At 38.9% G+C, this 24,001-nt stretch carries 26 protein-coding genes and 1 tRNA gene; 18 read left to right on the top strand and 9 right to left on the bottom strand.

Features of this window, described 5'->3' with window-relative positions:
- Nucleotides 1–232: 232 nt before the first annotated feature.
- Nucleotides 233–305 (top strand) — tRNA-Gly (locus tag BMY66_RS11495).
- A gap of 362 nt (nucleotides 306–667) precedes the next feature.
- Here the strand turns inward: BMY66_RS11495 and BMY66_RS13950 are convergent.
- On the bottom strand, nucleotides 668–790 hold the full coding sequence (locus BMY66_RS13950) for a hypothetical protein (protein WP_256377524.1): 123 nt from the start codon (nucleotides 788–790) through the stop codon (nucleotides 668–670).
- On the opposite strand from BMY66_RS13950, the gene BMY66_RS11500 reads away from it, so the two are divergent.
- The gene (locus BMY66_RS11500) at nucleotides 782–1,195 is read left to right on the top strand and encodes a hypothetical protein (protein ID WP_143064537.1); all 414 of its coding nucleotides are present in this window, start codon (nucleotides 782–784) and stop codon (nucleotides 1,193–1,195) included. The two genes, BMY66_RS13950 and BMY66_RS11500, sit on opposite strands and share 9 nt — an antisense overlap.
- A gap of 100 nt (nucleotides 1,196–1,295) precedes the next feature.
- Here the strand turns inward: BMY66_RS11500 and BMY66_RS13645 are convergent, their stop codons facing one another.
- The 4 genes from BMY66_RS13645 to BMY66_RS11520 form a co-directional block, all read right to left on the bottom strand.
- Nucleotides 1,296–1,511, bottom strand: coding sequence for a hypothetical protein (locus tag BMY66_RS13645; protein ID WP_143064538.1), 216 nt, complete (start codon nucleotides 1,509–1,511; stop codon nucleotides 1,296–1,298).
- A gap of 190 nt (nucleotides 1,512–1,701) precedes the next feature.
- Nucleotides 1,702–1,956 (bottom strand): hypothetical protein, encoded by a 255-nt coding sequence (locus BMY66_RS11510; RefSeq protein WP_044935829.1) that lies wholly within the window; start codon nucleotides 1,954–1,956, stop codon nucleotides 1,702–1,704.
- A gap of 19 nt (nucleotides 1,957–1,975) precedes the next feature.
- Complete coding sequence (locus BMY66_RS11515; protein WP_044935832.1) at nucleotides 1,976–2,299, bottom strand: hypothetical protein; 324 nt, start codon at nucleotides 2,297–2,299, stop codon at nucleotides 1,976–1,978.
- A gap of 29 nt (nucleotides 2,300–2,328) precedes the next feature.
- Entirely contained in the window at nucleotides 2,329–2,598 is a 270-nt protein-coding gene (locus BMY66_RS11520; RefSeq protein WP_044935835.1) for a hypothetical protein, read from the bottom strand.
- 112 nt (nucleotides 2,599–2,710) lie between these two features.
- Here BMY66_RS11520 and BMY66_RS11525 point away from each other — a divergent pair, with 112 nt between their 5' ends.
- The gene (locus tag BMY66_RS11525; RefSeq protein WP_044935837.1) at nucleotides 2,711–2,917 is read left to right on the top strand and encodes a helix-turn-helix domain-containing protein; all 207 of its coding nucleotides are present in this window, start codon (nucleotides 2,711–2,713) and stop codon (nucleotides 2,915–2,917) included.
- A gap of 488 nt (nucleotides 2,918–3,405) precedes the next feature.
- Here the strand turns inward: BMY66_RS11525 and BMY66_RS11530 are convergent, their stop codons facing one another.
- The 3 genes from BMY66_RS11530 to BMY66_RS11540 are packed head-to-tail and all read right to left on the bottom strand — an operon-like array spanning nucleotide 3,406 to nucleotide 5,331.
- A complete protein-coding gene (locus tag BMY66_RS11530) occupies nucleotides 3,406–4,362 on the bottom strand; it encodes a YARHG domain-containing protein (RefSeq protein ID WP_090395270.1) in 957 nt (318 codons plus the stop codon).
- A 29-nt stretch (nucleotides 4,363–4,391) separates the two neighbouring features.
- A complete protein-coding gene (locus BMY66_RS11535; protein ID WP_090395271.1) occupies nucleotides 4,392–4,907 on the bottom strand; it encodes a hypothetical protein in 516 nt (171 codons plus the stop codon).
- 1 nt (nucleotide 4,908) lies between these two features.
- On the bottom strand, nucleotides 4,909–5,331 hold the full coding sequence (locus tag BMY66_RS11540; protein ID WP_090395272.1) for a DUF4430 domain-containing protein: 423 nt from the start codon (nucleotides 5,329–5,331) through the stop codon (nucleotides 4,909–4,911).
- A gap of 370 nt (nucleotides 5,332–5,701) precedes the next feature.
- On the opposite strand from BMY66_RS11540, the gene glmS reads away from it, so the two are divergent.
- From glmS to BMY66_RS11570, 6 genes are all read left to right on the top strand, one after another.
- On the top strand, nucleotides 5,702–7,519 hold the full coding sequence (glmS, locus tag BMY66_RS11545; protein WP_090395273.1) for a glutamine--fructose-6-phosphate transaminase (isomerizing): 1,818 nt from the start codon (nucleotides 5,702–5,704) through the stop codon (nucleotides 7,517–7,519).
- Nucleotides 7,520–7,742: 223 nt separating this feature from the next.
- Nucleotides 7,743–9,143 carry a PTS mannitol transporter subunit IIBC gene (locus BMY66_RS11550; RefSeq protein WP_074790058.1) on the top strand — a complete coding sequence of 467 codons (1,401 nt, stop codon included), beginning with the start codon at nucleotides 7,743–7,745 and terminating at the stop codon, nucleotides 9,141–9,143.
- Nucleotides 9,144–9,158: 15 nt separating this feature from the next.
- On the top strand, nucleotides 9,159–11,195 hold the full coding sequence (locus tag BMY66_RS11555) for a BglG family transcription antiterminator (RefSeq protein ID WP_074790059.1): 2,037 nt from the start codon (nucleotides 9,159–9,161) through the stop codon (nucleotides 11,193–11,195).
- 14 nt (nucleotides 11,196–11,209) lie between these two features.
- Nucleotides 11,210–11,629, top strand: coding sequence for a PTS mannitol transporter subunit IIA (locus BMY66_RS11560; protein ID WP_207645503.1), 420 nt, complete (start codon nucleotides 11,210–11,212; stop codon nucleotides 11,627–11,629).
- Between the two features lie 30 nt (nucleotides 11,630–11,659).
- The gene (locus BMY66_RS11565) at nucleotides 11,660–12,922 is read left to right on the top strand and encodes a zinc-binding dehydrogenase (RefSeq protein WP_074790061.1); all 1,263 of its coding nucleotides are present in this window, start codon (nucleotides 11,660–11,662) and stop codon (nucleotides 12,920–12,922) included.
- Between the two features lie 9 nt (nucleotides 12,923–12,931).
- Entirely contained in the window at nucleotides 12,932–13,165 is a 234-nt protein-coding gene (locus tag BMY66_RS11570) for an HPr family phosphocarrier protein (protein WP_074790063.1), read from the top strand.
- Nucleotides 13,166–13,245: 80 nt separating this feature from the next.
- On the opposite strand, the gene BMY66_RS11575 is transcribed toward BMY66_RS11570, so the two are convergent.
- On the bottom strand, nucleotides 13,246–13,491 hold the full coding sequence (locus tag BMY66_RS11575) for a hypothetical protein (RefSeq protein WP_074790065.1): 246 nt from the start codon (nucleotides 13,489–13,491) through the stop codon (nucleotides 13,246–13,248).
- A gap of 238 nt (nucleotides 13,492–13,729) precedes the next feature.
- On the opposite strand from BMY66_RS11575, the gene thyA reads away from it, so the two are divergent.
- From thyA to BMY66_RS11620, 9 genes are all read left to right on the top strand, one after another.
- The gene (gene thyA, locus BMY66_RS11580) at nucleotides 13,730–14,581 is read left to right on the top strand and encodes a thymidylate synthase (protein WP_074790067.1); all 852 of its coding nucleotides are present in this window, start codon (nucleotides 13,730–13,732) and stop codon (nucleotides 14,579–14,581) included.
- Between the two features lie 9 nt (nucleotides 14,582–14,590).
- Nucleotides 14,591–15,076 (top strand): dihydrofolate reductase, encoded by a 486-nt coding sequence (locus BMY66_RS11585; RefSeq protein ID WP_090395275.1) that lies wholly within the window; start codon nucleotides 14,591–14,593, stop codon nucleotides 15,074–15,076.
- Nucleotides 15,077–15,102: 26 nt separating this feature from the next.
- Nucleotides 15,103–16,794, top strand: a complete 1,692-nt coding sequence (gene ilvB, locus BMY66_RS11590; RefSeq protein ID WP_074790071.1) for a biosynthetic-type acetolactate synthase large subunit — start codon at nucleotides 15,103–15,105, stop codon at nucleotides 16,792–16,794.
- A gap of 19 nt (nucleotides 16,795–16,813) precedes the next feature.
- Entirely contained in the window at nucleotides 16,814–17,323 is a 510-nt protein-coding gene (gene ilvN, locus BMY66_RS11595; protein WP_033151614.1) for an acetolactate synthase small subunit, read from the top strand.
- A gap of 21 nt (nucleotides 17,324–17,344) precedes the next feature.
- Nucleotides 17,345–18,568 carry a cell wall hydrolase gene (locus BMY66_RS11600; RefSeq protein WP_090395276.1) on the top strand — a complete coding sequence of 408 codons (1,224 nt, stop codon included), beginning with the start codon at nucleotides 17,345–17,347 and terminating at the stop codon, nucleotides 18,566–18,568.
- A gap of 17 nt (nucleotides 18,569–18,585) precedes the next feature.
- Nucleotides 18,586–19,302 (top strand): purine-nucleoside phosphorylase, encoded by a 717-nt coding sequence (gene deoD, locus BMY66_RS11605; RefSeq protein ID WP_090395277.1) that lies wholly within the window; start codon nucleotides 18,586–18,588, stop codon nucleotides 19,300–19,302.
- 69 nt (nucleotides 19,303–19,371) lie between these two features.
- Nucleotides 19,372–21,315, top strand: a complete 1,944-nt coding sequence (locus BMY66_RS11610) for a glycoside hydrolase family 127 protein (RefSeq protein ID WP_090395278.1) — start codon at nucleotides 19,372–19,374, stop codon at nucleotides 21,313–21,315.
- 382 nt (nucleotides 21,316–21,697) lie between these two features.
- Nucleotides 21,698–22,900: an acetyl-CoA C-acetyltransferase gene (locus BMY66_RS11615; protein ID WP_090395279.1), complete on the top strand. Its 1,203-nt coding sequence runs from the start codon at nucleotides 21,698–21,700 to the stop codon at nucleotides 22,898–22,900.
- A 225-nt stretch (nucleotides 22,901–23,125) separates the two neighbouring features.
- Entirely contained in the window at nucleotides 23,126–23,998 is an 873-nt protein-coding gene (locus BMY66_RS11620) for a 3-hydroxyacyl-CoA dehydrogenase family protein (protein WP_044935872.1), read from the top strand.
- Nucleotides 23,999–24,001: the final 3 nt, after the last annotated feature.

The raw sequence follows: 24,001 nt of genomic DNA on the forward strand, positions 1-24,001 counted from the left end.
TAAGAAAGGAAACACCATTTTTATTTTCTAAGTTCATATTTAAACCGCCTTTTTATCTAGATACTTTACAATTGAGTATAGCATATAGAGATTTGAAAAGCAGAATAATAGATATTTGAATTTTCTGAAAATCAACCGATAAAAAGTAAGCTTTGCAACTTTAAAAAACTGTATTGACTTATAGGATTTTATCCTATAGAATACATCTTGTTGTTGAGGAAACAACAGATATGCGCGAGTGGCTCAGTTGGTGGAGCACCACCTTGCCAAGGTGGGGGTCGCGGGTTCGAGTCCCGTCTCGCGCTCTTTTAATATAAAAAATGAGGTCATCCAAATGGGTGACCTCATTTTTTGTATTAAAGAGCACTTTACATCGAGACGGGACGACCTATCACGATTTATCGAGCTTGCGATGAGAAATCGTGATGCTTCCTTAATCCCGTCGAGCGCGTAGGCCCATACGGGCCTCGAAGGTTCGAGGTCTCGCCTGCCGGCTCGGTCGGTGCTTCTGCTTCGCAGAGGTGTCCACTGGACACCCGCACCCCGTCTCGCGCAATTTGACGAGATGTTTCCTTAATCCCGTCGAGCGAGGGGGACACAAGGGGTACAACTGGGGTACAATCATTGTTTTAGGGCTTATAGCCCTTATTTTTTTCTTATTTTGGCATTATCCAAACATCTCATTCCAACTATCAGTATCAATATCACCAAGTCGTGACACTCTTTTATAGTGGTCTGTTGTAGCTGGATTGGCATGACCTGCCATTCGCTGAATATCAGCTTGCTGCATTCCATTTGCATACATGTTATTGATGATTATTATTATTTTGGTGATTTAATTGAGTCTGATATAAAGGCTATTGCTAAAGATATAAGAAATGATCATAAGAAGGATTGGGATACTGGAGATGAAGAACAGCTAACTGACAAGCTTTTTGACCATATGGACAAGCTGATTGAAGAGTATAAAAAAGGCAATGGGAATATTGAAAATATAAGGGAGCAGGAAGATTTTCAAAAAGATGATGAAATGACAACTCTTGAAAAAGCTGAGGTTACAAGATTATCAAACTTATGGGACATAAACTTTAAGAAGCTATCTGCCAATGAAGTGCAGGTGCTTATGTATCTGGTAAAAAAGGCATCTATGAATCCTATTTTTAGACAGCCAACAAATGGGAGAACGAAAAAATAGGCTATAATACTTATATACAGAAACAAAAGGGAGCGCTGAAGTAGTAATACGGCACTCCCTTTAACTGCAATAATGAAAACTTTGGAAAAAGCTTAAGTTTTTATTTGAAATAGTCATTGTAATAATCTACAAATTTTTCGATTTCATTTCGTTGCTCTTTAGTTGCGCCATCTATTAAATGGCCATTTGTTTTATCTAACCAATATACAGCATTATTGTATGCAAGCTCGCAATCATCATATGTTTCAGCTGTATTAATCTGTACAATGAGAGTTTCATATTCAAGTATTGCGGTGTCTTTCTTATTGTCTATCAAAACAATACTATATGTTACCGCGAGTAGTATTCCAATAACTATAAATAAAAGAATTGGAAAACTAACTTTTAAATTAGAATGTAATATTTTAAAATACAAAATATATAAAATGATTACAGATAGAATACAAATGATAAGAACTACTGATAATAAAACAACCATTTCTTTGCCCCCAAAAAATCTTTTAAAACTATATTTCGCGAAGAGAAGTATATTTGTAGACAGCCCTATTTTTTATTTTCAGCCCCTCAATACGACTAATGCCTTCTTCTGGATGTTTTGATATATAATAGAAAAACTTTCTGCCGAAAGCACCTGCACCTCTAGCACGTGACATCAAATTCCATTTTTCTCTATATACATCAGGGAGTGTAAAAGGCCCTATAATATTAATCCTTTTTATTATTTCAACAGCTTCGATTGGTGTAAATTCAGGGTTTGACATAGTTTTATCTCCTTCTAGTTTAATGGCTGTGCTCATATTCATTTTTCCAATCAATTAAAACTTGTCTTTGTTCGGAGGTTACTCCATCAAAAATAGGATTTGTAGAATTCAGCCAATCAGTAATATGTTGATATAAGGTTTTTTCACCATCTTCAGTTTCCACCTTTTCAGTTGCTTTAATAAGCGCTTCCCAAGTATTTCGTGCACGTTCCTTAGCTTCAAGAGATTTATCAACTCCTAATATCACACCTATAATTATAATAACAATACATACAAAACGAACCGGAAAGCTAACCTTTGATTTTTGATCATTCATTTTATTCATAGAATCAGTTTTATCCATATATTTTTCCTCGTATTTGTTCCTATTTATTAATGTTTTAATGATATAACATCTATTAGGGTGCCAGATGCAACTAAAAGTAAACTAAGTAAAGATTTTATTTCACCTAATGATGTACATAGTTCATTGTACAAATCGGTTCCGTAGTACCCATAGTATCCAATAGTTCCGCAAAATTTAATGATACCAATAATAATTAAAATTGTTCCTATTATAGTACCTATAGTGCGTATTTTATTTGCCATAAACCGGAACATGTTAGTAAAACTTATTTGTTCATTTTCATTGTGGTTTTCCATAAATGCCTCCTCAAAAACATATATCTAATGCGTAGATTATATAACGTTCAGGTGAATTATCTGTGAATTAGAGAAATTCTATAATCAATTCAAAAGAAGAGAGGGAAAATAAATGCTCCAACTGAGAATTGATGAAATACTAGATGAACAAGAACATACAAAATATTGGCTCTTCAAAAAAATGGAACCGATGAGTTATCAAAACTTTAATAAAATATACAATAATGAAACTAGTTCTATTAAGTTTGACACATTGGAAAAACTAAAAAATGCACTTGGTGTTAGCTATGATGATTTATTTAGAGAAAACCAAAGTTAAATAATCGTTGAATCTAAATTCCGAAGATGTTATATTATAAATAAAGAAAGCACCCACTCCAAAGTGGATGCTCACGAGTTGAAACTATTTAAATGCTCATTAAGAGCACAGCCTCTCCTGTTTGCCGACAGGAGAGGCATTTTTATTTGCGCTTACTATTTCTCTTGTCGAGAAAGTTTAGCAACGCGAGGAGAAAACTACAAGCCGTGAAAGGCAATACTAGGATACCTAGCATTATCATTATGATTTCGTAATCGCTCACTGGCGCCACCTCCCTTCCGTTAGCATCCAATTGCTCGGACACCATATAGGCTCGGGAGACTACCACCCTGTCATGGGTACTTTCAGTGCGGATAAACCGCATTGATAAATGCTAGCACAAATGTTCTGTTTTTACAATCGAACATTCTACGTTTCTTGGTACTTTTATAAATACATTATTTACTCAAAAAAGATGATCCAAATGGGTGACCTCATTTTTTTATTATTTAGTATGTATCTAACTTTGAAAGCAGTTCCAGATTATATTTTTCGTATTCATTAAAAACGCTATCATCGAAGTCTGATGCTTGTACTTCTGGAAGGTACCAGAGTTGTGTAAGGTAAAAATTGTTTAAATCCTCATCCGTAAAAATATAACCATGTCTGGCATAGATTTCATTCTTTGCTAAATGAATGATTACAGGTGGAACATTTTCAAAATCAGTTGCTTGATAATACTGGGTATCTGTATTAAATAGTGGATAGCAATCTACAGAGATATCAGTGCATTCGCAAACTACTTCCTTATATTTTAAGAAATCAGGATAGTATGAAGTTTCGTCTTTATATTGACTTCGTTTATCAATCTCAGCTAGAATCTGTTCCTCGGTCCAATCGTCATTATATTTATTTAAAGTAGTATCGCTGGTGGCAGTTTGAGAGTCATCGTCCTGCACTTTAATAAGATCATAATGCCCATTAATTCCATAACCTATCACGTTGTCTTCTGATAGGACAAAATCTTCCACATCAATAGTAATGGTATTGTCTTTTAATTGAATTAAAAGTGTTCCACTATTATCCCAACCATCATCTGTAAATTCATACGTACAAGTTCCATCTATAATGGTTCCGGTGATATTGTCGACTTCGGCAAATCTATCAAACGAGCTTGTTTGTGTATAGAGAGATGCATTTGTTATTTTATCGCCTTCTATTTCAATATTAAACTCAGTTCCACTATCTGTTATGCGAGAGCCATCAGTTGACCATAAGCCTACATAATCAGAGTAGTCTTCAGTGCTAGAGTTTGAACTTGGGGCCTCATCATTGGTTGGCGAGCTAGTAGCACTATTGACTGTGTTTTCTTGTAATTCTTGAGAGTTGGTTTCTCCACTAGATTGATTACATGCTGAAAGCAACAATGTGCTAGCAATTATTAATAGAATAAGCTTTCTTTTCATTATTTAAGTCCTCCGATGATGTAAAATAATCAACTAAAATGTAAAAACAGTCTCCTCACTGGAACAAATAAGACTAGCATCAATACAAAGTTGGAGACGCAATGGACTAAGTCCCAAGGGATGCCTGCAATCCACCAAGGGAATGCTGTATTTATGGCTGCTGTTAATCCTCCGGAGAAGAGCCCGATTGCAAAATATGTTAGCGAACAAAGTGCGCCGAAACATAGTCCGAATAATCCTGAAAAGATTGCCCAGAATACAGGTGATTCTTCTTTTCTAAAGAGCCAGGCCAATAACACAAGCAGTGGCCATATATACATATACATTATCCACCAGGTATTCATGCCATAGATGGCAACTTCCACTAGGATAAATGCAGGGACCACTGCAACAATTTTGCGCCCGAAAAAGAGTGTGAACATTATCAGCCAAAATGTTGTAAGTTCTACATTTGGGGCAAAACTAAGAACTGCTTTGCAAACTTCAATTAATGCAATCATCATTCCGATGAGGGCGATATCTTTGGTTGTAAATCTGCTGTCCATATTACTGTGCTAATTCGTAAGTCCATGTATATGTGTCGTCATCAGCTACTGGCTGCTGGTTAGCACTATACTGACCGTATTCTCCGTTAACATATAATGCCCAGTATGCATTGTCTTCTGCGTAGATAGCCTGAGTTCCGTTAATCACTTCTACCATAAGTCCGTAGTCTCCATCTTGACCGCTGAAAGAAAAACTATCATCAGATTCTGCCAACTCATCCATAGCATCCTTTAAATACTCGGCGTCAGTATGCATATCATATGTTGTTGATTCTCCATTATTATCTACTACTTCAATTACAATTGACTTTGCACCTTCAGTAGGCTTTGCACTGAATTTGTTATAGCAAAGTACAAATACTGCAATTAAAGCAACAAGAGCAATAGCTCCGATTATTATTTTCTTTAAACTTTTCTTTTCCATAAGAATCTCCTTAGCTTATTATTGGCTATAGTTTAACAGATTGCAGGCGATTAATATACAGGAAAGAAAAAGCTGTATGTCGTTATTTGACACATACTACACACTATGCTAGAATTCACTCCGTTGTACTTTGATAATTGAATAGAGGTCAAGAAATCCATGTATTTATTCCTCGTTTTAGCGCCATGCACCAGGACGACTGGTTAACGAGGAGGAGGGATTATCGAAAATTCGGCGGGTGCCCTCCCGTGTTGCCTAACGCGAACGCATTAGCAAATATGCAGGTGACTGCAAAACAAAGATGATGCGATAGGTAGTTTTGAACTTTCACAGCATTGCTGTAATACATAGAAAGAATGAGGAATAAAATATGTGTGGAATTATAGGTTTTTTAGGAAATGATGCTTTAGCTAATATATTAGATGGATTAGAGCTTCTTGAGTATAGAGGATATGACAGTGCAGGAATCGCTATCAGACGTGAAAATGAAGGCGACTCACAGGTGTACAAGTGCCAGGGCAGAGTTAGCGACCTTAGAGGAATTGTTCCAGCTGAAGGTGCTGATTTTAGCTGCGGTATTGGTCATACTAGATGGGCTACTCATGGTGGAGTTTGCGATAAGAATGCTCATCCACATCGTTCGGGAAAGGTTACATTAGTTCATAACGGCATCATTGAAAACTATGCTGATTTACGTGAAGAATACGAGCTTGAGGATAAGCTTGTTACTGAGACAGATACTGAGGTTGTTGCAGCCCTTATTGATAAGCTCTACGATGGTGATCCAAAGAAGACAATCAAAAGAGTAATCAAAAAGATTAAGGGTACATTTGCGTTTGTAATCATGTTTGACGATAAGCCAGATACTATCTACGCAGTTAGAAATGTTAGCCCTATCGTAGCGACAACTACTGATAATGTGACTGTATTGTCTTCTGACCCAGCAGCACTTTTCAAGTATTCAAAGGAGTACTTTGTACTTGATGAGAGAATTATTCTTACAGCAAATCGTGATGGCATTTCTTTAGAAGATTTCGATGGTAATCCAGTTGAGCCAAATTACACAAAGGTTGATTGGGATGTTTCTGCTCCAGGAAAGCAAGGCTATCCATATTTCATGGCAAAGGAAATTGATGAGCAGCCAACTTGCATTCGCAGAATTTTAAGCAACTATCTTGTTAATAACGATATTGAGTTTGGTTTCGGCGGTACATTAGACGATGCTTTAAAGAACTTCAATCGTATTTGCATTGTTGCCTGTGGTACTGCTTTACATGCAGGTATTATGGGAGCTCAGTTGTTCAAGAAGTGGACAGGAATAAATGTTGATACAGAGATGGCTTCAGAGTTTATTTATTCTGATACTACAGTTGGCCCTGATACACTTTTCATTGCAGTTTCTCAGTCAGGTGAGACAATCGATACTTTAGAGGCCCTTAGAAAGGCAAAAGAAGCAGGTGCACTATGTCTTGCAATCTTAAATGTAAGAGGTTCATCAATCTCACGAGTTGCAGATTACACTCTTTACACAGATGCAGGCCCAGAAATTGCAGTTGCCAGCACAAAGGCTTACACAACACAGATGTTAATGTTCTACATGCTTGCCCTTAAGTCAGGTCTTGTAAGAGGAACAATCACAGAGGAGTATTTTGAGGAAGCTACTAGCAACCTTAGAAAAATCCCTGATGCTATGGCAGAGGTTATCGGACAGAAGGATGCAATTCACAAATTGGCAAAAGAAGTAATCACAGCTTCTGATCTTTTCATGATTGGTAGAGGTTTGGATTACACAGTACTTATGGAAGGCGCCTTAAAGCTTAAGGAGATTTCTTACATTCATTCAGAGGCATATGCAGCTGGCGAATTAAAGCATGGTCCAATCGCTCTTATTTCAGAGGGAACACCAGTTATCGCTGCGGTAACTCAGACACATTTGATTTCAAAAGCATTGTCAAATGTTAAAGAAATTAGAGCCCGTGGAGCAAACGTTGTGCTTATTGCTAAGAATGAATTAAAGGCTGATTTCTCTGATGAGTATCATGTAATTGGTCTTCCAGATTTAGATGACGAGTATATGTCATTCCCAGAAATCGTTGCTCTTCAGATTTATTCATACTACGTTTCTGCAGATAAGGGACTTGATGTTGATAAACCAAGAAACCTTGCAAAGGTAGTAACAGTTGAGTAATAGATAATATTTTTTTGAGGAATAAATGCCTGGATTTCGGCCCAAAGTACAGTAAAAATAATCATTAAACTCTTGTCACTTTTCAGTGTGACAAAATCAAATAACTAACAATTGAATTTCTTCACATTTCCCCTTTATAATACAATCAAGACGAATGCATTCGGATTTTAAACTAGGTGCAGGTAGACGTGCCAAGCCTTTTACAGTTTGGAGGAGAATCCTAATGAAAGAGAGAATACAAAGCTTTGGCCGATTCCTTAGTGGAATGGTAATGCCAAACATTGGTGCTTTTATAGCATGGGGTTTGCTAACAGCACTATTTATTGATACCGGCTGGTTGCCTAACGCACAACTTAGTTCCATTGTAGGTCCGATGCTTACTTACGTGTTACCAGTATTGATAGCTTATCAAGGTGGTAAGATGGTCGGTGGAAACCGCGGGGCAGTAATGGGCGCAATTGTTGCCATCGGTGTTATCTGTGGAACAGAATACACAATGTTTATGGGTGCAATGGTTGCAGGACCACTTGGCGGCTGGGTTATCAAAAAGTTTGATAAAGCAGTTGAAGGAAAGATTCCATCAGGATTTGAGATGCTTGTTAACAACTTCTCAGTTGGAATTTTTGGTTTATTGCTTGCAATCGTAGGCTACTATTTAATTGGACCATTTATGGGCGCCGTACTTGCTATATTAAATGCAGGCGTTCAGGTTCTTGTAAACAATGGCTTACTTCCACTTGTTTCTGTATTTGTTGAGCCAGCTAAGGTATTGTTCCTTAACAACGCTATCAACCATGGTATCTTCACTCCACTTGGAGCAGAGGATGTGGCTGTTGCTGGAAAGTCAATCTTCTACATGATTGAAACAAACCCAGGTGCGGGTACAGGTGTACTTTTAGCATACATGTTGTTTGCAAAGGATAAGACAACAAAGGACTCAGCTCCTGGAGCACTTATCATTCATTTACTTGGTGGTATTCACGAGATTTATTTCCCATATGTTCTTATGAATCCACTTCTTTTACTTGCAACAATTGGTGGTTCTGTTGCAGCAATGATTTTCAATACAACACTTGGTCTTGGACTTGCAGGTCCAGCTTCACCAGGTTCAATCATCGCTTATGCAGGAATGGCACCAAAGGGATCGACATTACTTGTAATTTTATCAGCTGTAATTGCAGCAGGCGTATCATTTGTTATCGCTGCTCCAATTGTTAGACTTTCAAATTCTAAGACATCACTTTCTGATTCAACGAATCAGATGAAGGAAATGAAAGCTCAGTCAAAGGGAATTTCTGTAGACCAGGTTTCTACAGTTGCTGACTCAATAACAGCAGATATTAGAAATATTAAGCACATCGTATTTGCTTGCGATGCTGGAATGGGATCTTCAGCAATGGGCGCTTCAGTGCTTAAGAAAAAACTGACAGATGCAGGAAGATCTGATATCGAAGTTAAGCATGCTTCAGTTTCAGAGATTCCATCAGATGCTCAGATTGTAGTTACACATAATGAACTTGCAGATAGAGCTAGAAGAAATGCTCCGCAGGCAAGATTAATAACAATCACAAACTTCATGGCTGCACCAGAATATGATGCGCTTGTAAATGAATTAAAAGCATAGATAGGGATTTTTACTATGAATATTACACCTCGAGTGAAACAGATTATTACACATTTGTTGAGCGTTAAGCATCCGCTTACCGATGGGGAAATTGCGGACTTTTTAGGGGTGAGCAAGCGTACCGTTCTGCGAGATATAGATGAGATTACAGATGTTTTAAAAGCATTTGATTTAACATTTGTTCGCAGAAAAGGTGAAGGCAGTTTCATTGAAGGAACTGATGAAAATAAGAATGCCATTCTCGAAGAGATTAGCGCTCAAAGAGAAATGGTTGTCGCTGATAAAGAAAGAAGGAGAAATCTATTAAAGCTAGAGCTTCTCAGAAATCGTGAACCACAAAAGCTGTTTTATTTCAGCAACATGTTTGGAGTTAGCGAAGCCACCATTAGCCACGATTTAGATGCTATTGAAGACTGGGCAAAGGAATATCATCTTGAGATGATTAAAAAGCCTGGATTTGGCATCATGGTGTCTGCCTCAGAAAAGAATTATCGAATAGCCTTACAACGCTTCGTTACCGAAAACATGAGAATAGACAGTGAGCCTACATTGGGCGATAACATTTATTCATTGATGAATGAGGGCATTCTAGCAGAAGTAGGATCTGTACTTGAGGATATAGACGAGCCTTTCCTGAAAAACATTACAAATGATGCTTATGTGGGGTTATTAGTACATTTGGCAGTTGCAGTGGAAAGAATAGGACAGGGTAAGTTTGTTACTGAGGAAAGTTATGATGCTTCTTTGGACAAGGGATACGATATTGCAAAAAAGATTGCAACAACCCTTGAAGGAGTTTTTAACATAACTATTCCTGAAGCAGAGATTAACAATATTCTTCTTCATATTAGAGGTGCGAAGTTTAAATATTCTAACGATACTGGCTTGGAGCAAGTCATGGGAGCCGAAGAGCTTCTAAATATCGTGGATGAAATGATAGATGCAATTGATTCTGGATATGCCAGCGAAATCAAATATGAGGACGATTTCATAACAGGATTGATTGTCCATCTTGAAACAGCAATCTATAGAATGAAGAATGACATGCCAATATCTAACCCTTTGCTAGAGCAGATAAAGGCTGAATATCCTTCAGTTTACGAAGACTGTAGAAAAGCGGCAGAAGTTATATACAATCATACAGGCTTAATGCCAAATGATTCAGAGATTGGATACCTTTGTATGCATTTTGGTGCTGCCAAGGAGAAAATCGAAAGTAGGAAAAGAAAAAGAAGAACTGTTAGCATTGGAGTAATTTGCGCAAGCGGGTTTGGTGTTGCACAGCTTATGATTGCCAAGCTTAAAAATAATTTTGCAAATTACGACATTGTCATCAAGGCTTACGGCTTTGATGAGATAACTGAACATATCATATCCCGTACTGATTTCTTTATATCAATCATTGAAATGGATGATTTTGGTACCGATTACATTATGGTTAATCCTATGATTACCAAAAAAGATATCTTGCAAATCAGTATGAAGATAGATGAGTATTCCACATTGCCAACAAGGCAGGCGGATACTGACTTTACAAGACAGCTGGATGAGATTAACAACATCATTATTAGGTTAAAAGGGATTATTCGTAAATATCACCATCTAAAGATATTCCCTCTTACATCTTTTGAAGAACTGGTGAATTCTCTGAGTTCGGATATTACTGAGTCGCCTAAGGCAGCTGTAATACTTGCTTCGGAAATAATGGCTCGTGAACAGATCATGAGCCAGGTATTTCCTGAGGTAGGAATCGCGCTTTTACATGCTAGAAGTAGAGCTGTAAAGGAGTGTATTGTAGTCACTGCTAGTTGTGAAAACGGGCAGGAACTAGCAGGTGAAGGTCTAAATGGGGTAAAAGCGGTGCTTTGCATGGTTATGCCTCTTGATGAACATAGAAAAGAAAATTCCGAGATGCTAGGAAGAATTAGTAGTGCAATTATAGATGATGAAAGTTTTCTTTCAGCAATACAAAATGGCAGAGAGGATACTATACGAAACAAGCTACAGAAAATACTAAAAGAATATTTTAGTAGTCAGCTTAACGAGATATAAATGGAGGTTTCATTGTGGTACTAGAAAAGAGAAATATACTTTTAAATCAAAGGCCAGATACAAAAGAAAATGTCATCAAAAGGATTGGTGCTATTTTTTCAGCAGAAGGATACACAGATGATAATTACACTCAGGCTATGCTTGAGAAGGAGACAATCTTCAATACATATATGGGTAATTTTGTAGCATTGCCACATGGTATTGAAGCAGCTAAGAAAGATATTAGGAAGACAGGAATTGTGTTGATGACTGTTCCAGAAGGTCAGGAGTGGGATGCGGCTGAAAAGCCAAAGGTGATAATTGGCGTTGCTGCTGTTGGCGATGAACATCTGGAAATACTTTCAAAAATAGCGCTGTCATTTTCGGATGCAGATGGTATAGATAGATTATTAGGAATGTCGGAGGATGATATAAGCGCCATATTTGAAGGATGATGCACATTCCTTTATGGAGGTACATCTTCAATGAAAACAAGAGCAGTTAGAATGTATGGCGAAATGGATTTGAGATTGGAAGAATTCGAACTTCCGGAAATCAAAGACGATGAAATATTGGTTAAGGTAATTAGCGACAGCATTTGCATGTCGACATATAAATTAGCAAAGCAAGGAAAGAAGCATAAAAGAGCACCACAGGATATCGATGTAAATCCAATCATCACAGGACATGAATGCTCAGGTGTGATTGTACAGGTTGGTGAAAAATGGAAGGATAAGTATAAGGTAGGAGATAAGTGGGCACTTCAGCCAGCTCTCAACTATCAAGGAAAACTTGATTCACCAGGATATTCTTACAGATTTTGTGGTGGAGATGCAACTTACTGCATTATGCCACATGAGGTTATGGAATTGGATGCGCTACTTCCTTATGATGGAGAGGCATTTTACCAGGCATCACTTGGAGAACCAATGAGTTGTGTCATAGGTGGATATCACGCTAATTACCATACTAACAAGCAGAATTATAACCATGCAATGGGTACGAAGAAAGATGGAAATATTCTTATCATGGGTGGCTGCGGACCAATGGGGCTTGGCGCAGTTAGCTATGGTATCAGATTTGAAAATAAGCCAAAGAGAATTGTGGTTACTGATGTAGACGATGCAAAACTCGAAAGAGCAGCATCTGTAATTAGCCCAGAATTTGCAGCATCAAAGGGAGTTGAATTAATCTATTTCAACTCATCAAAGGAAAATGCAGAGGAAGAGCTTTTGGCTTTAACAGATGGACATGGATACGATGATGTGTTTGTATATGTTCCATTCAAGCCTGTTGCTGAAATGGGGGATAGACTTCTTGCATTTGATGGATGCATGAATTTCTTTGCAGGCCCAACTGACAATCAGTTTAAATCGGAAATAAATCTTTATAATGCTCACTATACAAGCACTCATATACTTGGAACTACAGGTGGCAACAATGATGATTTGTTAGAAGCTCTTCAGCTTGCTGCAAAGGGTGAAATTAATCCATCGGTAATGGTTACACATGTAGGTGGACTTGACGCTGTTGCTGATACAACTTGCAATCTTCCTGGAATTCCAGGTGGTAAAAAGCTTTGCTACACTCAGTTTGATATGCCTCTTACAGCTATCGATGATTTCGAGGAGCTAGGTAAGAAAGATGAGCTGTTTGCAAAGCTGGATGAAAGCTGTAAGGCACACAATGGTCTTTGGAATCCTGAAGCAGAAAAGATTTTATTTGCACATTTCAATGTAGAAATCTAAGGTAAAAATATGAATATTGTAGAGTATAGGGTTAAGGAGCTAGAAGGGCTACATGCTCTTCCGGCTACAGCCTTAATAGAGAAATTGAATAAATTGGATTGTGAGATAACAGCATCCTTTAATGGGAGTTTAGTAAATGCTAAATCTCCATTCGGACTGATTGCTTTGGGAGCAAAGTACGGTGACACAATCAATTTTATTGCTGAAGGTATAGACGAAGAAATGCTTTCGGAAATTCTATAATAGCCTCTTAATGTAAATAGTTTTAAAATAAAAATGGCCATATCACATTTGTGATATGGCCATTTAACATGCATATGAAATTAATTTAAAGTACCAAGATAATCCTGAATTGCCTCAGTAGTGATATCGTAATACTCGTATGTAGCATTTTCTTCAGCTGCTGTTGTAGCCTTTGTATAAATTGAAAAACCAATCCAAACAACAATAGCCAATCCAATAACGGCTACACAAAGGATGCTAAGAGCTTCCTCGATTTTCTTCTTTCTGATAATTGATCTACGATGCTCGCGCTCGTATCTTTTCTTATCTACCTTTTCTTGACTCATTTCTTCTCCTAGAACAGACCGTGATATTTCCAATAGGAACGGTCTGATATTAACAACTACAAGATATAGTAACGCAATTAACTTGGATTTTCAAGGAAATTTAGGCAGAAAGAGGTTACAACTAAATATTAACTAAAAACAGGAAAAGAACTATTCAAACCGCAAGATATTGTGGTAGAATTTATACTGAATATATTATAGACGTAGTCTAGGTAGTTTTACGAAGGAGATATAAGTTATGAGTAAAGCTGATGTGATTTTTAAAGAGATGTGCCGTGATATTCTAGAAAATGGCACAGATACAAAAGATGAAATTGTGCGCCCTATCTGGGAGGATACTGGCGAAAAGGCATATACAATTAAGCAGTTTGGTGTGGTCAATAAATACGATTTAAGAGAAGAGTTCCCAGCTCTTACTCTTAGAAAGACAGCACTTAAAACAGCTATGGATGAAATCCTTTGGATTTACCAGCGTAAGTCAAATAATATCAAGGATTTAAAGGGCCATATTTGGGATCAATGGGCAGATGAAGAAGGCTCAATCGGTACAGCATACGGTTATGTTGTAGGCGAAAAGTTTGAGTTCAAGGGTGAGATGATTGATCAGATGGATTATGTTCTCAAGCAGCTCAAGGAGACACCATATTCCCGCAGAATCATGACAAACCTTTATCAGTTCCATGATTTAGCAACAGGTCATTTGGATCCATGCTGCTACTCAGCTACTTACAATGTTACAAAGGATAAGGATTCAGACAAGCTAGTTCTTAATATGGTTCTTAATCAGCGTTCACAGGATGTTCTTGCTGCAAACAACTGGAATGTTTGCCAGTATGCAATCCTACTTATGATGGTGGCCCAGGTAAACGACATGATTCCGGGCCAGCTTATACATGTCATCGCTGATGCACATATTTACGATAGACACGTGGATGCTATAAAGGAATTACTTAGCCGACCAGAGCTTCCAGCTCCAAAGGTTCGCTTGAACCCGGATGTTAAGAACTTCTACGATTTCACAACTGATGACCTCATCGTAGAGGGTTACGAGGCTGGCGAACAAATCCGTAATATTCCTATAGCAGTCTAGGAGGTGCGTATGAATTTAATAGTTGCAGTAGATAAGAATTGGGCAATAGGTAAAGACAACAAGCTACTAGTGAGCATTCCTGACGATATGAAGTTTTTTAGGGAGACTACTTCAGGCAAGGTTGTTGTTATGGGCCGAAAGACTCTTGAGAGCTTTCCAAATGGTAAGCCACTCAAAAACAGAGTTAATATCGTTCTTACAAGAGACCCTAATTATGAAGTGAAGGATGCAATCATCGTTCATTCAAAGGAAGAGCTTGATGAAGAACTTAAAAAATATAATCAGGATGATATTTTTGTCATCGGCGGCGAAAGTATCTATCGCATGATGTTAAATGACTGCAAGCGAGCATTTGTTACATATGTTGATTATGCTTACGATGCAGATACATATTTTCCAAATTTGGACGAGCTTTCAGATTGGAAGCTTGCGGAAGAATCAGAGGAGCAAACTTATTACGATATAGAATTTTATTTTAGAACTTATACACGTTAATTGGCACAACTTAAGAGGGTACTGACATGGCATTAAATATTACTGGAAGGAAGTTATTTGTTAAGGCACTTAAAGAAGAAGGCGTAGATACCATTTTCGCTTATCCAGGAGGCATGATTACTGACATCGTGGATGAGCTATACAAAACCGAAGGAATTCGTGTTATTTTGGGCCGTCATGAGCAAGCACTTGTTCATGAGGCGGAAGGCTATGCCCGCGCGACTGGGAAAACTGCGGTCGTCCTAGTCACTTCAGGTCCTGGCGCAACAAATACAATCACCGGTATTGCAGATGCTTATTATGACAGTATCCCTATGGTGATTTTTACAGGACAGGTTCCTCTTCACCTTATTGGAAACGATGCATTCCAAGAGGTAGATATCGTAGGAATGACTCGTTCAATCACCAAGTACGGCGTGACAATCAGAGATAGAGAAGACATGGGCCGTCTCATTAAAATGGGATTTCAGGTTGCTTCAACTGGCAAGCCGGGCCCTGTACTTATAGATATTCCAAAGGATATTCAGGTTCAGACTGGCGACCCTGAGTACCCAGAGCATGTTGATATCAGGGGCTATCACCCTAATGAAACAGTTCATATTGGCCAGTTAAAAAAGGCTTATCGTTTACTTAAATCAGCTAAAAAACCTTTAATCCTTGCTGGTGGTGGCGTTAGAATTTCTGGCGCTGAGAAGGAGCTTCTTGAGTTCGCTGCTAAAATGAATGTCCCAGTTACTACTACAGTAATGGGAAAGGGTGTTATGCCTGAGGACCATGAGCTTTTTATTGGTAATTGTGGTATGCACGGCCGCTTTGCTGCCAACAAAGCAGTTACAGAGTGCGATGTGCTGTTCTCAATTGGCACACGTTTTAATGATAGAATAACAGGTGAGCTTGATGAATTTGCGCCAAAGGCAAAAATCGTTCACGTTGATATTGCTTCTGCCTCTATTTCAAGAAATGTAGTGGTAGATGTACCTGTTACAGCAGATGCTAAAATCGCACTGGAGCGATTAGTAGAATATGCGGAGCCAATGAACACAGCAAAATGGCTTGCTAAGATAAACGAGTGGGAGAGTGAACATCCTCTTTCAATGCCTGATACAAAGGTTGGTATTAATCCACAGCTTATCTGTGAGAAAATCAATCAGGTATTCTTTGATGCAAACATCGTTACGGATGTTGGTCAGCATCAGATGTGGGCAACACAGTTTATCAAGTTAAGCGAGGGTCAGGAATTCATCACTTCAGGTGGTCTTGGTACCATGGGATTTGGTTTTCCGGCAGCAATTGGAGCGTCAGTAGGCAATCCTAAAAAGCCAGTTGTATTAATCACCGGCGATGGTGGCTTCCAAATGAACATGCAGGAGATGGCCACTGCAATGACTGAAAAGATTCCGGTTATTATATGTATATTTAATAATTCAAATCTGGGCATGGTTCGTCAGATGCAACAGTTATTCTATGGAAAGAGATACGAGATTACAGATCTTTCTGCATCAGATGGAAGTTATTATCCAGACTTTATTAAATGGGCTGAAGGATACAGCTGCAAAGCTATCCGTGTTACTAATCAGGACGATGTATTGTCAGCGCTTGAGACAGCAAGGGCAAATACAGATGGCCCAACAGTTTTGGAATTTATTGTCTCTCCAGACGATTTAGTATTACCAATGGTTAAAAGTGGTACACCACTTAGTGAAATGATTTTGAAGTAGATGTAGAGGGGCTAACAATATGAAGAACAGATGGATTGCATTATATGTAGAAAATCAGGTTGGTGTTTTGGCAAAGGTTTCAGGATTGTTTTCAGCAAAGTCTTATAACCTTCAAACTCTCACTGTTGGTACGACAGAAAGAGACGATGTTTCTAGAATGACTATTTCGGTTAAAGCTGACGATGCCACATTTGAGCAGATTAAAAAGCAGCTCAATGCAATGGTTGAGGTCATAAAAGTAATAGACTTGACCACCATGTCAATTCACATGAAAGAGATACTTTATGCTAGGGTAAATGGGCTCAACAGTGAGTCCAAGACCGAGGCATTTCAAATAGCCAACGTATTCAATCAGGGAGGAAGCGTTAAAATTGTTGATATTGGCGCTGATTCAGTACTCTTTGAGTGTATGTTGACAGAGCGCAAGAACAATGAGATTATAGAACTACTCAAATCACGATTTAAGAAAATTGAAGTTACTCGTGGTGGAGCAGTAGCGGTAGAATCAATCAGCAGTTCTTGCAGATAATATATATTGTAGGAGAAATTAATGAAAAAGCTAAAAGGGAGTTTAGCACTGCTTTTAGTGGTTAGTTTGTGCCTTTGTAGTACATCTGCCAGAGCTTCACAATCGGAGGTAGATCGACTAAAACAAGAGTCGGAAAATGCCTCACAGGCTGTTGATGATATCAACAATGCCAAGCAACAGGTAGAGGATGCAAAGGGACAGCTTGAGGACCAGGCAACTTCACTTAGTGGGCAGATTAGTGATTTAAATACTCAGATTACCACTGTATCAAGTGAAATTTCCGAAACGGAAGACAGCATAGCACTTGTAGAAGCAGATATCGAATCTTTGAATGAAAAGCTTGAAACAACACAAGCTTCCTTGGATACACAAAAGGAAGCCATGAAGGCTCGCATTCAGTACATGTACGAAAACAAATCTACAAACACGCTTGTTAATTTTTTGGAAAGCGGTTCTATTTCGGAGTTTTTACAACGTCTTGAATATATGGCACAGATTACAGCTTACGATCAGGATGCCATAGAAAAATACGAAGAAACTCAGCAGGAGTTGGAAGATACCAAGTCTGCTATCGAGACTAAAAATGACGAGCTTACAGCATACCAGGATACTCTTCAGAGCAAGAGGTCGGAGCTTGGTACACTTGTAAGCAGCACCACTTCAGCATTAAATACAACAAATTCTCAGATAGAGCTTACAGAGGCTGCTATCGAGGAATTAGAAAAACAGTTAGAAGAAGCAAAAGCATACGAGCAAAAGATTCAGCAGCAATATGAGGCAGCTCAGGTTGCATTGGCTGAAAAGCTTGCAGGTGAAACTGGTGGATATACTGGCGGTTACACCACCACAGACGAGGAAACACTTATCCTTGCAGCTCTTATTCAGGCAGAAGCAGCAAATCAGGGAGACGCCGGCCGTTTGGCAGTTGGTTCAGTTGTTATGAACCGTGTAGCCAGCTCAAAGTTTCCTAACACAGTTTCCGGTGTAATATATGCATCAGGTCAGTTTGCGCCAGTAACATCAGGTCGTGTGGCCATGATTCTTGCAGAGGGGCCAAACAGTGCATGCCAATACGCGGCAGCTCAGGCAATTGCAGGAAATACAAATACAGATGCTTTATTCTTCTGTACTTATTCATATGCTCAGAGCTTGCACGAATCACAGGTAGCTGCTGGGCAGGCAGGATTTTTAGATAGAACTTCGGGTACAGTTATAAATGCCCATTATTTCTATAATTATAATTAATAAAGGAGGTTTGTTTTATGGCAACACCACATAATGAAGCGAAAAAAGGGGATTTCGCCAAGACAGTACTTATGCCAGGCGATCCATTACGAGCAAAGTTTGTAGCAGAAAATTTCTTAGAGGATGTAAAATGTGTTAATACAGTTCGTAACTGCCTTGGTTTCACAGGAACATACAAGGGAGTACCAGTATCTGTAATGGCTAGTGGTATGGGTATGCCTTCAATCGGTATCTACTCATACGAGCTTTATGCTTTCTATGATGTAGAAAACATCATCCGTATCGGTTCTGCAGGAAGCTACACAGACAAGCTTAACGTTCTTGATGTAGTTATTTCTGAGAGCGCATATTCAGACAGCACATTTGCTAAGTACACAAATGGCGTAGAGGAGAAGACTCTTTACCCAAGCAAGAAGATCAATGATATCGCTATTGCAAAGGCTAAGGAGCTTGATATCGATGCAAAGGTTGCAAAGGTACACTCTGCAGATCAGTTCTATACAGCACCAGAAATGGGTGGATGGCAGGCAGTTAAAGAGCGTTGCCAGTGCGACTGCGTAGAAATGGAAAGCTTTGCTCTTTTCAACAATGCAAACATGCTTGGAAAGAACGCTACATGTATGCTTACAATCTCTGATTCTTTCGTTACATCTGAGGAAATCCCAGCTGAGGATCGTCAGAAGTCATTCACAGAGATGATGAAGCTTGCACTTGAGACAGCTATTGCGCTTTAATTTAATATGAGTATTATGAAGTCACTTTTAATAGTGACTTCATTTTTTATGAAAAAAGGGGGAATTACCATGGGGCAGATTAGTATTACATCAAAGTTTTGGGGAAGATATCGCGGACTTGTAAGGACAGAAATGATTCCTTTTCAGTGGAGCGTTTTAAACGATCAGGCGGATATCGTTATTGAGAAGGAAAGAAACGACGATTCAATCCCAAATGAGAAAAGCCATGCAATTGCTAATTTTAAAATTGCAGCAGGACGAGAAAAAGGAACACATTATGGTTGGACTTTTCAGGACAGTGATGTGTATAAATGGTTGGAGGCCGTAGCATACTCCCTTAGGGAAAAAATGAATCCTGAGCTTGAGGCTAAAGCACTGGAAGTTATTGATTTAATAGCTGACGCCCAAGAAGATGACGGATACTTAGATACTTACTTTTCAATCTTGGGATTGGAAAGTAGATACAAAAGATTAGCAGGCAGCCATGAGCTATATTGTATGGGTCATTTTATTGAGGCTGCAGTGGCTTATCATGATGCTACAGGAAATGAAAAAGTACTTAATGTAGCAAAAAAATGTGCTGATAATATTGATGCGAACTTTGGGCCAGAGGACGGAAAAATTCATGGCTATGATGGACATGAGGAAATCGAAATAGGCTTGCTGAGATTATACAGAGCAACTGAGGAAAAACGCTATTTGAATTTGGCAAAGTACTTCTTGCTTGAAAGAGGAAAGAATCCTCAGTTTTTCAAAGAGCAGGCAAAGGAATATGATGGTCCTAATGCGTTAAATGGAATTGAGAACATGCCTGACACATATTTCCAAAATCATAAGCCAATACTTGAGCAGGAAACTGCAGAAGGCCATGCAGTAAGACTGGTATATATGTGTACTGCACTTGCAGATTTAGCTGCAGAAACAGGAGATAAAGAAATCTTCGAAGCATGCAAACGTCTTTGGAAAGATGTTGTAGAAAAGCGAATGTTCATTACAGGAGGTATTGGCTCTACCGTTATAGGAGAGTCATTTACACTTGATTATGACTTGCCAAATGACACCATGTACTGTGAAACCTGCGCTGCAATTGGACTAATTTTCTTTGCAAGACAAATGCTTAGAATAGAGCCAAATAGTGAATATGCAGAGGTAATGGAACGAGCACTGTACAACTGCGCGTTGGCTGGAATGGCACTTGATGGTAAACATTTCTTCTATGTAAACCCTCTTGAAGTAAATCCTAAAAAGTCAAAGCTGGATCCTACCAAAAGTCATGTAAAGCCTGTTCGTCCAGCTTGGCTTGGATGTGCATGTTGTCCTCCTAATCTGGCAAGAATGATTACATCGCTTGATGACTATATCTACACAGTTAAGGAAAACGGAATTCTGCTCAATCAGTATATTGATTCTGAGTCTCACATCAACGTTGGAAACAACTATGTGGAAATAATTCAAGAGACTGAGTTCCCTTGGGACGAAACTGTGAAAGTCTCTGTTAAGAATTCAGGGGCTGATAGAATCAGATTTGGAATTAGAATTCCAGCTTGGGCAGACGAAAAGTGTCTTATAGTTGATGGAAAAGAAGTACCTATAAGTGCTGATCAAGGCTATCATTATCTGGATATGGAAGCTAATGGAAAAGTCAGCATGGTTCTAAAGTTTAAAATGTCTGTAAGACGTTATTATTGTAACCCACTTGTATCCGAGAATAATGGCAAGGTTGCAATCGGCAGAGGTCCTTTTGTTTATTGTATAGAAGGTGTTGATAACGGAGATAATCTTAATAACATCAGTTTACCTGCTGACAATAAGCTTGAATATCATTTTGACGAAAAGCTTTTGAATGGTGTAGGTGTTATTGAGGGTGATGCAGAGAGACTTGTGACCAATTATGGAACCTCATTATATTCAACAGATACATTAAAGAAAGAAAAGACAAAGATTAAGTTTATTCCATATTATGCATGGGCAAATAGAGGCGAAAACGAGATGCAGGTATGGATTAGAGAATAATAGCATGTTCGAATTTATAATAAATTTTCACATGCATAGACACAATTCGGAAACCGCAATTTAAAATTGTGGTTTCCTTTTTAACGAAAATAAGCCATTTCTTGATAATTATTTAACGAGCGGAGTGTGAGAATTGAGTAACTTGATGATGAATATTCTGAAAGTTACCATTTACATAGTAAAGTATGACAAAAATTCTCATTGAAATGAAATTGGAGTTGTGTTAATATTTTCACAACGACGGCGAGAGGTGAGCGCTTTTTTTTTGAAGAGGTTCGTTAAAAAATTAACAGTTTTAAAAGCTGATAATTGTGGAATTTTGACAAAAGAAGGTACTTATCTATACCGAAAACAAATTATTTCTACAAAGGAGAAAGAAAAAATGGGAAAAAAAGTAGTTATTGCTAGCGCATGTAGAACAGCCATTGGTACAATGGGCGGATCACTTAGCAACACTCCAGCAGTAGACTTAGGTGCTATCGTAATTAAGGAAGCAGTTAAGAGAGCTGGAATCAAGCCAGAGGACGTAGAGCACGTATACATGGGATGCGTTATCCAGGCAGGTTTAGGACAGAACGTTGCTCGTCAGGCAGCTATCAAGGCTGGTCTTCCAAACGAGACAACAGCTGTTACTACAAACGTTGTTTGTGGTTCAGGTCTTAACTGCGTAAACCAGGCAGCTCAGATGATTATCGCTGGTGACGCTGATGTTGTTGTAGCTGGTGGTATGGAGAACATGTCACTTGCTCCATTCGCACTTCCAAATGGTCGTTTCGGTTACAGAATGACATGGCCATCAAACAGCCAGGGTGCTTTAGTAGATACAATGGTAAAGGATGCTCTTTGGGATGCATACAATGATTACCACATGATCAAGACAGCTGATAACGTAGCTGAGCAGTGGAAGCTCACAAGAGAAGAGCTTGATGAGTTCGCAGTTAACTCTCAGAACAAGGCTTGCAAGGCTATCGAAGCTGGTGCATTCAAGGATGAGATCGTTCCTGTAGAAATTAAGAAGAAGAAGGAGACAATCCTTTTCGATACAGATGAAGGCCCAAGACCTGGTACAACAATGGAAGGTCTTGCTAAGCTTAAGGCTCTTTATCCAAACGGAGTTGTTACAGCTGGTAATGCTTCAGGTATCAACGATGGTGCAGCTGCACTTGTTGTTATGTCTGAGGAGAAGGCTAAGGAACTTGGTGTTAAGCCACTTGCTACATGGGTAGCTGGTGCACTTGGCGGATGCGCTCCAGAAATCATGGGTGTTGGTCCAGTTCCAGCAACAAAGAAGGCTCTTGCTAAGGCAGGTCTTACAATTGATGATCTTGATGTATACGAAGCAAACGAAGCATTCGCTGCTCAGTCAGTAGCAGTTGGTAAGGAGCTTGGCTTCAATCTTAACAAGCTCAATCCAAACGGTGGTGCTATCGCTCTTGGACATCCAGTAGGAGCTTCAGGTGCTCGTATTCTTGTAACATTACTTTACGATATGATTCACAACCCAGAGTACAAGAAGGGTCTTGCTACTCTTTGCATCGGTGGCGGAATGGGTTGCGCTACAATCGTAGAGAAGTACGAAGGTTAATCGTTAAGACAATAAGACTACATTTGAATATTCTATTATTCAAAAAAATATAAATATTAAGTGAGTGACATATAATGTAAGTTTAAACAGCCTGTAAGCATCAAGCTCTGATATTTCTTAAGCGAGACGTGTTGTCGAGCGAAGAAATCATCAGGCTTGTAGCTGTAACAGGCGAGAGAAAAACTAAAATATGTCACGGACTATATTATTCAGGAGGAACTAAAAATGAAGGTAGGCGTAATTGGCGCAGGTACAATGGGCCAGGGCATTGCTAAGGCATTTGCTATGGTTGATGGTTATGAAGTAGCTCTTTGCGATATTAAGCAGGAGTGGGCAGAAGGCGGAAAGGACAAGATTGCTAAGGGTTATGCAAGACTTGTTGAAAAAGGCAAAATGGAGCAGGCAGCTGTAGATGCTATCTTAGCTAAGATTACTCCAGGTCTTAAGGAAGACCTTTGCAAGGATTGCGACCTCATCGTAGAGGCTGCTTTCGAGAATATGGAAGTTAAGAAGACAACATTCAAGGAGCTTGACGAAATCGCTAAGCCTGAGTGCATCTTCGCTTCAAACACATCTTCACTTTCTATCACAGAAATCGGAAATGGTCTTAACCGTCCAATGATCGGTATGCACTTCTTCAATCCTGCAGATAGAATGAAGCTTGTAGAAGTTATCGCTGGTGTTAACACACCTGCTGAGACTGTAGAGACAATCAAGAAGATTTCTGAGGAAATCGGAAAGACTCCTGTACAGGTTAACGAGGCTGCTGGTTTCGTAGTAAACCGTATCCTTATCCCAATGATCAACGAAGCTGCTTTCATCAAGATGGAAGGTGTTTCTGATATCGCTGGTATCGATGCAGCTATGAAGCTTGGTGCTAACCATCCAATGGGACCACTTGAGCTTGGTGATTTCATCGGTCTTGATATTTGCCTTGCAATCATGGACGTTCTTTACAACGAAACAGGTGACAGCAAGTATCGTGCTTGCCCACTTCTTCGTAAGATGGTTCGTGGTGGTAACCTTGGCTGCAAGTCTGGTAAGGGATTCTACGTATACAACGCAGACCGTACAAAGACTGCTGTAGACGCTCAGTAATTA

Origin of the sequence: Pseudobutyrivibrio sp. C4 (assembly GCF_900111635.1) — a bacterium.
GTDB lineage: Bacteria > Bacillota > Clostridia > Lachnospirales > Lachnospiraceae > Pseudobutyrivibrio > Pseudobutyrivibrio ruminis.

Coding starts and splice junctions, on each gene's coding strand:
- BMY66_RS11600 (WP_090395276.1), top strand. CDS start 17,345: ATGAAAAAGCTAAAAGGGAGTTTAGCACTGCTTTTAGTGGTTAGTTTG.
- BMY66_RS11550 (WP_074790058.1), top strand. CDS start 7,743: ATGAAAGAGAGAATACAAAGCTTTGGCCGATTCCTTAGTGGAATGGTA.
- BMY66_RS11575 (WP_074790065.1), bottom strand. CDS start 13,491: ATGAGTCAAGAAAAGGTAGATAAGAAAAGATACGAGCGCGAGCATCGT.
- thyA (WP_074790067.1), top strand. CDS start 13,730: ATGAGTAAAGCTGATGTGATTTTTAAAGAGATGTGCCGTGATATTCTA.
- BMY66_RS11620 (WP_044935872.1), top strand. CDS start 23,126: ATGAAGGTAGGCGTAATTGGCGCAGGTACAATGGGCCAGGGCATTGCT.
- BMY66_RS13950 (WP_256377524.1), bottom strand. CDS start 790: ATGCAGCAAGCTGATATTCAGCGAATGGCAGGTCATGCCAATCCAGCT.
- BMY66_RS11515 (WP_044935832.1), bottom strand. CDS start 2,299: ATGGATAAAACTGATTCTATGAATAAAATGAATGATCAAAAATCAAAG.
- deoD (WP_090395277.1), top strand. CDS start 18,586: ATGGCAACACCACATAATGAAGCGAAAAAAGGGGATTTCGCCAAGACA.
- BMY66_RS11570 (WP_074790063.1), top strand. CDS start 12,932: ATGAATATTGTAGAGTATAGGGTTAAGGAGCTAGAAGGGCTACATGCT.
- BMY66_RS11565 (WP_074790061.1), top strand. CDS start 11,660: ATGAAAACAAGAGCAGTTAGAATGTATGGCGAAATGGATTTGAGATTG.
- glmS (WP_090395273.1), top strand. CDS start 5,702: ATGTGTGGAATTATAGGTTTTTTAGGAAATGATGCTTTAGCTAATATA.
- BMY66_RS11615 (WP_090395279.1), top strand. CDS start 21,698: ATGGGAAAAAAAGTAGTTATTGCTAGCGCATGTAGAACAGCCATTGGT.
- BMY66_RS11510 (WP_044935829.1), bottom strand. CDS start 1,956: ATGTCAAACCCTGAATTTACACCAATCGAAGCTGTTGAAATAATAAAA.
- BMY66_RS11525 (WP_044935837.1), top strand. CDS start 2,711: ATGCTCCAACTGAGAATTGATGAAATACTAGATGAACAAGAACATACA.
- BMY66_RS11555 (WP_074790059.1), top strand. CDS start 9,159: ATGAATATTACACCTCGAGTGAAACAGATTATTACACATTTGTTGAGC.
- BMY66_RS11540 (WP_090395272.1), bottom strand. CDS start 5,331: ATGGAAAAGAAAAGTTTAAAGAAAATAATAATCGGAGCTATTGCTCTT.
- BMY66_RS11530 (WP_090395270.1), bottom strand. CDS start 4,362: ATGAAAAGAAAGCTTATTCTATTAATAATTGCTAGCACATTGTTGCTT.
- BMY66_RS11535 (WP_090395271.1), bottom strand. CDS start 4,907: ATGGACAGCAGATTTACAACCAAAGATATCGCCCTCATCGGAATGATG.
- BMY66_RS11520 (WP_044935835.1), bottom strand. CDS start 2,598: ATGGAAAACCACAATGAAAATGAACAAATAAGTTTTACTAACATGTTC.
- ilvN (WP_033151614.1), top strand. CDS start 16,814: ATGAAGAACAGATGGATTGCATTATATGTAGAAAATCAGGTTGGTGTT.
- ilvB (WP_074790071.1), top strand. CDS start 15,103: ATGGCATTAAATATTACTGGAAGGAAGTTATTTGTTAAGGCACTTAAA.
- BMY66_RS11610 (WP_090395278.1), top strand. CDS start 19,372: ATGGGGCAGATTAGTATTACATCAAAGTTTTGGGGAAGATATCGCGGA.
- BMY66_RS11585 (WP_090395275.1), top strand. CDS start 14,591: ATGAATTTAATAGTTGCAGTAGATAAGAATTGGGCAATAGGTAAAGAC.